The organism is Nocardioides sp., from assembly GCF_036401255.1.
GTDB lineage: Bacteria > Actinomycetota > Actinomycetes > Propionibacteriales > Nocardioidaceae > Nocardioides.
Map to the genome: position 1 here is coordinate 1 of NZ_DASWVI010000063.1, position 7,421 is coordinate 7,421.

Sequence of the window (7,421 nt, forward strand, 5' to 3'; positions counted from 1 at the left end):
TCGGCGGGCTGGGTCGCCGACGCGAGGGCGTGGATGCGGGCCATCGCCTGCAACGGCGTACGCCCCAGGGTGGGCACGAGCGAGAGCAGCTCGGTGGAGACCCGCACCGCGTCGCCGGCGACCTCGTCGCCGGCCCCGGTCCGCACGTCGGCCAGGCTCGAGCCCGACCCCTCGAGCACGGCGCTCGCGTGGGCGCCGCGCAGCAGGCTCTCGGCGGTGGTCTCGGGCGAGGTGCGCCGCAGCCCGCGGTCGCGGAGCATCACGTCGATCCCGTCCCGGGCGGCGGCGTACGCCGACGGCACGCCCTCGAGGGAAGCCAAGCGGGACAAGGGGTCTGTGGTCACGTGGATCACCGTATCCAGCGGGTAGCGTGGCCCCGATGAGCGACCAGTCCTCCCCCGCAGCCGCGCTCTCCTTCGGCCGCGTCGCCGGCGCCTACGACCGCGCCCGGCCGACGTACCCGCGCGAGGCCGCCGCGTGGCTGACCGGGGAGCAGCCGACGACGGTGCTCGAGCTGGGCGCCGGCACCGGCAAGCTGACCGAGGTCCTGGTCGGTCTGGGGCACGACGTGCACGCGACCGACCCCGACGAGCAGATGCTGGCGGTGCTGCGCGAGCGGCTGCCCGAGGTCCGCACGAGCGTCGCCGGCGCCGAAGACCTGCCCGTGGCCGACGCGTCGTACGACGTGGTGGTGGTCGCGCAGGCGTTCCACTGGTTCGACCACGAGCGTGCGCTGCCGGAGATCGCCCGCGTCCTCAAGCCGGGCGGCCACGTGGCCGTGGTGTGGAACGCCCGCGACGAGCGGATCCCGTGGGTGCGCCGGCTCGGCGCGCTGATCGGCACCCAGGAGGACCTGCGCTCCATCGACGCGCTCGAGAGCAGCGAGCTGTTCGGCGACGTCGACACCGAGACGTTCCGGCACTGGCAGGTCGTCGACCGCGAGTCGATCGCCGACCTCGCCCTGTCCCGGTCCACCATCGCGACCCTCCCCGAGGAGGAGCGTGCGGCCCGGCTCGCGGAGGTCGTCGCGTTCTACGACGACTACGGGCGCGGCATGGACGGCATGCAGCTGCCGTACATCGCGAACTGCGTCCGCTGCCCGGTCGCCGCGCGTACGACGGCGACGGCGCCCGGCCCGGACGGCGAGCCCGCCGCGTCGCCGGTCACCGACGGGTCCGACACCGACATGCTGCTCATCGACTTCCGCTGACCATGCCCCGACCGTGGCGGCGCAGGCACCTCGGGACCGAGGCCGACCGGGCCACGTTCCGCGCCCTGCACAGCGCGTCGCTCGCGTCGCCGGCGTTGCGCGAGGGCCTGACGGCGGCCAGTGCCGAGCGGAGCATCCGGCACCTGCACGACCTGCTCGGGTGCCCGGCACTGGCGCTCACGGACACCGCGTCGGCCCTGGCCTGGCACGGCAGCGGCCAGCACCACGAGGAGCAGTGCGGCGACCTGGCCGCCGAGACCGTCGAGCGCGGACGCACCCGGATGTTCGACCGGCACGACCTGCCGTGCGAGGAGCCCGGGTGCGAGATCCGGACCGCGATCGTCAGTCCCCTCGTCGTCGAGGAGCGGGTGGTCGGGACCCTCCAGGTGTTCGCCGCCTACCCGACGGCCGGGCTGGCGCGGGCCGCCGACGACGTGGCCCAGTGGGTGAGCGCGCAGCTCGAGCTCGCCGAGCTGGACGCCTCGCGGACCCGGCTGATGGAGGCCGAGGTCCGCGCCCTGCGCGCCCAGATCAGCCCCCACTTCATCTACAACTCCCTCGGCGCGATCGCGAGCTTCGTGCGCACCGACCCGGACCGGGCCCGCGACCTGCTGCTGGAGTTCGCGGACTTCACCCGCTACTCCTTCCGCCGGCACGGCGAGTACACGACGCTCGCCGAGGAGCTCCGCTCGGTCGAGCGCTACCTGCTGCTCGAGCAGGCCCGGTTCGGCGACCGGCTCCGGGTGACGCTGCGGATCGCGCCCGAGGTGCTCCCGGTCGCCGTACCCTTCCTCTGCATCCAGCCGCTCGTCGAGAACGCCGTGCGCCACGGCCTCGAGTCGGCGGAGAGCGGCGGCCACATCCGGATCGTCGCGCGCGACCAGGGACAGGAGTGCGTGATCGAGGTGGAGGACGACGGCGTGGGCGAGGACCCCGACGTCGTCCGTCGCGCCCTCGCGGGCGACACCTCCCTCGACTCGACGGGCCTCGGCAACGTCGACGGGCGGCTGCGCAACGCGTTCGGCGACGACTTCGGGCTCGCCGTCGAGACCGCGCCGGGAGCCGGCACCAAGGTGACCGTGCGGGTGCCGAAGTTCGCCCCGGGGGTGCACGCATGAGCCATCCCAGGTTGCGGGTGCTGGTCGTGGACGACGAACGCCCGGCGCTCGACGAGCTGCGCTACCTGCTCGAGCGCGACGAGCGGGTCGGTGAGGTGTTCGCCACCGACTCGACCACCGAGAGCCTGCGGATCCTGCGCGAGGACGAGATCGACGTCGCGTTCCTCGACATCCAGATGCCCGGGCTGACGGGGCTCGAGCTGGCCCAGGTGCTCAGCCGGTTCAAGTCGCCGCCGCAGATCGTGTTCGTCACGGCCCACGAGGGCCACGCGGTGGAGGCGTTCGAGGTGCACGCGGTCGACTACGTGCTCAAGCCCGTGCGCGCGGACCGGCTCGCCGAGGCGGTCCGCCGCGTGGTGGCCGGCACCGACCGCACCCCCGCCCCCGCGGACCCCCAGATCGCCGTCGAGCGCGGCGGCGTCACCCGGTTCCTGAACCGCTCGGACATCACCCACGTCGAGGCCCACGGCGACTACGCCCGGCTGCACACGGCCGACGGCTCCCACCTCGTGCGCATCCCGCTGGCCACGCTCGAGGAGGAGTGGGCCGACGCCGGGTTCGTGCGGATCCACCGCTCGCTGCTGGTCTCGCTCGCCCACGTGCGCGAGGTCCGGATGGAGGCCGGACGCTGCGCGGTGGTCGTCGGGGAGCCGCCGGTCGAGCTCGGCGTCAGCCGCCGGCACACGCGCGAGCTGCGCGAGCTGCTGCTCCAGAACCGGACCCGCCGGCCATGACCGACGCCGTCCCGCCGCCGGGCCGGGTCCGGGTGACCGGCCCGCCGCGACGGCGTACGACGCCGGCCCGCACCGCCGACATCGACGACGAGACGCGGCTCGGCGAGGTCTACATGGGCTCGCTGCTGCGCGAGCAGCTGCGGCTGGCCGCCGGGGTGCTGACCGCGCTCGCGTCGACCCTGGGGCTGGTGCCGCTGGTGTTCCACCTCTTCTCGGGCCTGGCCGGTGCCGACGTGCTGGGCGTGCCGCTCGCGTGGGTGCTGATCGGGGTCCTGGTGTATCCGTGGCTGCTGGTGCTCGGCTGGGTCTACGTGCGCCGGGCCGAGCGCAACGAGCGCGACTTCGCCGAGCTCGTCTCGGAGGTCGAACGATGAGGGCCCGCGCGTGAGCCTCGACGCCGCTCCCGGAGTCGTCGCGGTGACGCTGGTGACGATCGCGACGCTGCTGATCGGCACCTGGGGGTTGCGGTTCTCGCGGACGACCAGCGACTTCTTCGTGGCGTCCCGGTCGGTGCGGCCGCGGCTCAACGCGAGCGCGATCGGCGGGGAGTACCTCTCGGCCGCGTCGTTCCTCGGCGTCGCCGGGCTCGTGCTGACGTTCGGCGCCGACATGCTGTGGTACCCGGTCGGCTGGACGGCCGGCTACCTGGTGCTGCTGGTGCTGGTGGCCGCGCCGCTGCGTCGCTCCGGCGCCTACACGCTCCCCGACTTCGCCGAGGCACGCCTCGGGTCCCGGGCGGTGCGCTCGGTCTGCTCGCTGCTGGTGGTCGCCGTGGGGTGGCTCTACCTGCTGCCGCAGTTCCAGGGCGCGGGCATCACGCTGCGATCGACGATCGGGGCCCCGACCTGGGTGGGGCCGGTGATCGTCGGGGTCGTCGTGCTCGCCAACGTCACGTCCGGCGGGATGCGCAGCATCACGTTCGTCCAGGCGTTCCAGTACTGGCTCAAGCTCACCGCGCTGCTGGTGCCGGGCGCGGTCCTGCTCGCCGTCTGGGCCGACGACGGTACGCCGTTCTCCTCCGGCTCCGACGGGTGGTCGGTGCCGCTCGCCTCCGGGGGCGGCGAGGGCCTCTACGTCACCTACTCCCTGATCGTGGCGACGTTCCTCGGCACGATGGGCCTCCCCCACGTGGTCGTCCGGTTCTACACCAACCCCGACGGCCGCGCGGCCCGTCGTACGACGCTCGTCGTGCTCGCCCTGCTCGGCGTGTTCTACCTGCTGCCGCCGCTGTACGGCGCCCTCGGGCGGCTCTACGCACCGGACCTGGCCGGCACCGACCGGGCCGACGCGCTGGTGCTCGAGCTGCCGCGGATCATGCTCGACGGACCGGTCGGCGAGCTGCTCACCGGGCTGGTCACCGCCGGGGCGTTCGCGGCGTTCCTCTCGACGTCCTCGGGGCTCTCGATCGCGGTGGCGGGCGTGCTCAGCCAGGACGTGACCGGCCGCGCCTGGGCCGGGCGGCGGCTCGAGGGCATCACGGCGTTCCGGCTCGGGGCGGTGGTCGCGGTGACGGTGCCGTGCGTGGTCGCGCTGGCGGTGCCCAACCTCGGTGTCGCACGGGCGGTCGGGCTCGCGTTCGCGATGGCCGCGTCGACGTTCTGCCCCCTGCTGCTGCTCGGCATCTGGTGGCGGCGACTCACCCCCAGCGGCGCGATCGCGGGGTTGCTCGTTGGTGGCGTGGGGTGTGGCGTCGCGATCGTGTGGACGCTGGCGGTGTCGGACCCCGACGGCTGGCTGGACACGCTCATGGGCCAGCCCGCCGCCTGGAGCTTCCCGCTCGCCATCACCACGATGGTCGTCGTCTCGCTGCTCACCGCCCCCCGGATCCCGCCCCACACCGGGCGGTTCCTGGTGCGGCTGCACACGCCCGAGGTGCTCGACCTCGACCGCGGCTGACCGCTGTAACGCGGGGTTAGGGGATCTGGTCACCCCCTTGTAAGGGGGTTCCTAGATCCAACAACCCCGCGTTACAAGCAGGGGGCGGCTCACGCCGAGCGCCGGGCGGCGAGCTGCTCCTGGGCCCGAGCGACCACGAGGTCGACGATGCTCGGGTGCGGTCCGAGGACCTCGGCGACGACCGAGGCCCCCGCCGCGAGCGACTCGGCGCGGCAGCGGGTGGCGAAGAACCCCTCGGCGAGCAGGTACGGCGACACCGCGTCGCCGGGTCGGACCACGTCGGCCGGGCGATCGCCGAGACCGCCCAGCGTGGCGAGGCGGACCGGCCCGCCCCAGGCGTCCGCGAGCAGGTCTCGGGCGAGGGCGAGGTCGCGGCCGGCGAGGGGGTCGCGCGAGCCGGCGACCACCATCACCAGCGGTGATCCGGGGCGCGCGCCGGCGGCCCCGAGACGGCCGACCTGGGCCTGCGCCAGCAGGGCATCGGGCCCGAGCGCGCGGCCGGCCACCGCTGCGAGGTCCTCGCGCACGTGGTAGCCGGTCGAGAGCAGGAGGGGCACCACGACTGCCGGCTCGGGGGACGACAGCACCGACGACAGCAGTGGGGAGGCGAGCTCGACGAACGCCGCGACGGCCGGCATCCCCAAACGCGCACCAGCCGAGGCGGTGACCGACCGCGCCACCTCGTTCCCAGCCGGCAGGCGCGTCCCGTGCGCGACCGTCACCAACCTCACGGAACCACCGCCAACCGGTAGCCCCGCTTGACGACCGTCTGCACCGCCCGGGTGCCGAGCGCCGCGCGCAGCCGCGCGACGGCCATCTCGACCGCGTGCTCCGACCCGGCGGTCCCCGAGGGCAGCATCGCGAGCAGCGCCGGGCGGGACACGACGTTGCCGGGGTTGGCGACGAGGGCGTTGAGCACCGCCGCGGGAGCCGCCGAGAGCTTGACCTCGGCGCCGTCGAGCAGCACGTCGTCACCGTGCATCAGCAGCTGATGCCCACCGACCAGCTCGACCACCAACCCGGACCGGCGCGAGGGCAGCTCGGTCTCGAGCTGCTTGACCATCGCGCCCAACCGCGACCGCTCGGGGTAGATCGTCGGCACGCCCCACATCTCGAACGCCGCCGCGGTCACCGGGCCGACGCAGGACGCGACGACGTCGGCCTGGAACGCCGAGACCAGCTCGTCGCGCCGCCCGGTCGACCCGGCGGCCTCCATGAGCGCCGCGACCGCGGGCGCGGAGGTGAACGTCACCGCGTCGAGAGAACGGTCGGCGATCAGGTCGATCATCTTGAACATCGGCTCGGGGTCGTCTGCGGACGCCACCCGGTAGACGGTGACCGTCGTGACGTCGGCACCCTGACGGCGCAGTGCGTGGGCGACCATCGAGAGCGACTGGCCGTGCTCCTGCACGACGATGCGCAGGCCGGTCAGCGACCGGCCGCGCAGGTGCTCGAGCACGTCCTCGAAGCACTCCGACTGCGGCGCCCACAGCTCGCGCAGCCCCCGGCCGCGCAGCGCGCCGACGCTCTTGGGCCCCCGGGCCAGGATCTCGGCGGAGTCCAGGACGGCCAGCAGGTCCGGCAGCATCCCCCACCGCTCGGCCGCGTCGAACCACGCCCGCATCCCGATGCCGGTGGTCGCCAGGAACATGTCCACCGGCGCAGCCAGGACCTCCTCGGTGGCCGCGCGCAGCTGGTCGTCGTCGACGTGGTTGGGCTCCAGGGAGAGCGCGGGCGCCCACTCCACCGTGGCGCCGCGCCGCTCGAGCAGGCCCACCTGCTCGTCGACCTTCCGGGCGGCGGTCACGCCGATCCGGAAGCCGGCGAGCGGCAGGGCCTCGGTCACGGACTCTCCTCACGTGGGGGGCCGACGAGCACGATGCCGTCGGCGACCCGGACGTCGTACGTCGGGACCCGGACCGCCGCGTCGTCGAGGCACTGTCCGGTGCGCAGGTCGAAGGCCTGCTTGTGCATCGGCGACGCGACGTACGGGATCTCGCCGCGGGTGCCGACGATCCCGCGCGCCAGCACCGACGCACGTGAACAAGGGTCGTAGTTGGACATCGCATAGACGTAACCGTTGTGTGTCCGGAAGATTGCGACCGCGGCGCCGTCGACCAGGGCCGCGACGCCGCCCTCGACCTCGATCTGGTCGAGCCGGCAGACAGTCGTGTAGGTCGTGGAGTCCGTCGAGGTGCTCATCGCGGCGCCCCCACCGGGATCGTGGCGCCGAGGACGACCGGCCCCGAGGAGTCCTCCGGCACCGCCTGCTCCCGCTCGGCTCGGAACGCGATGTGGGGGTCGGGCGTGTCCGGGGCGTTCACGAACGAGACGAACCGGGCGAGCTTGTCGGGGTCGTCGATCGTGGCCTTCCACTCGTCGAAGTAGGAGTCGACGTGACGGGCCATCGCGGCCTCGAGCTCCGAGCCGAGCCCGAGGGCGTCGTCGACGACGATCTCGCGG

At 73.9% G+C, this 7,421-nt stretch carries 8 protein-coding genes and 2 pseudogenes; 5 read left to right on the forward strand and 5 right to left on the reverse strand.

Annotated elements, in window-relative coordinates:
• Positions 1-344, reverse strand: a pseudogene (locus VGD85_RS02805) (oxidoreductase); the annotation flags it as partial.
• A 35-nt stretch (positions 345-379) separates the two neighbouring features.
• Here VGD85_RS02805 and VGD85_RS02810 point away from each other — a divergent pair.
• The 5 genes from VGD85_RS02810 to VGD85_RS02830 are packed head-to-tail and all read left to right on the forward strand — an operon-like array spanning position 380 to position 4,958.
• Positions 380-1,210: a class I SAM-dependent methyltransferase gene (locus VGD85_RS02810; protein WP_331061927.1), complete on the forward strand. Its 831-nt coding sequence runs from the start codon at positions 380-382 to the stop codon at positions 1,208-1,210.
• A 2-nt stretch (positions 1,211-1,212) separates the two neighbouring features.
• Positions 1,213-2,328: a sensor histidine kinase gene (locus tag VGD85_RS02815; RefSeq protein ID WP_331061928.1), complete on the forward strand. Its 1,116-nt coding sequence runs from the start codon at positions 1,213-1,215 to the stop codon at positions 2,326-2,328.
• Positions 2,325-3,062 (forward strand): LytTR family DNA-binding domain-containing protein, encoded by a 738-nt coding sequence (locus VGD85_RS02820; protein ID WP_331061929.1) that lies wholly within the window; start codon positions 2,325-2,327, stop codon positions 3,060-3,062. The genes VGD85_RS02815 and VGD85_RS02820 overlap by 4 nt, the downstream gene beginning before the upstream one ends.
• Positions 3,059-3,436, forward strand: coding sequence for a hypothetical protein (locus VGD85_RS02825; protein WP_331061930.1), 378 nt, complete (start codon positions 3,059-3,061; stop codon positions 3,434-3,436). Before VGD85_RS02820 ends, VGD85_RS02825 begins: the two co-directional genes overlap by 4 nt.
• Before the next feature lie 10 nt (positions 3,437-3,446).
• Positions 3,447-4,958 carry a cation acetate symporter gene (locus VGD85_RS02830; RefSeq protein ID WP_331061931.1) on the forward strand — a complete coding sequence of 504 codons (1,512 nt, stop codon included), beginning with the start codon at positions 3,447-3,449 and terminating at the stop codon, positions 4,956-4,958.
• An 89-nt stretch (positions 4,959-5,047) separates the two neighbouring features.
• Here VGD85_RS02830 and VGD85_RS02835 read toward each other — a convergent pair whose 3' ends face one another.
• The 4 genes and pseudogenes from VGD85_RS02835 to VGD85_RS02850 all read right to left on the reverse strand — a co-directional run.
• The gene (locus tag VGD85_RS02835; RefSeq protein ID WP_331061932.1) at positions 5,048-5,689 is read right to left on the reverse strand and encodes a sirohydrochlorin chelatase; all 642 of its coding nucleotides are present in this window, start codon (positions 5,687-5,689) and stop codon (positions 5,048-5,050) included.
• Positions 5,686-6,804: a uroporphyrinogen-III synthase gene (locus VGD85_RS02840; protein WP_331061933.1), complete on the reverse strand. Its 1,119-nt coding sequence runs from the start codon at positions 6,802-6,804 to the stop codon at positions 5,686-5,688. The genes VGD85_RS02835 and VGD85_RS02840 overlap by 4 nt, the downstream gene beginning before the upstream one ends.
• Entirely contained in the window at positions 6,801-7,160 is a 360-nt protein-coding gene (gene nirD / locus VGD85_RS02845; protein WP_331061934.1) for a nitrite reductase small subunit NirD, read from the reverse strand. Before nirD ends, VGD85_RS02840 begins: the two co-directional genes overlap by 4 nt.
• A pseudogene (locus tag VGD85_RS02850) lies at positions 7,157-7,421 on the reverse strand (nitrite reductase (NAD(P)H)); the annotation flags it as partial. The pseudogene VGD85_RS02850 and the gene nirD, both read right to left, overlap by 4 nt.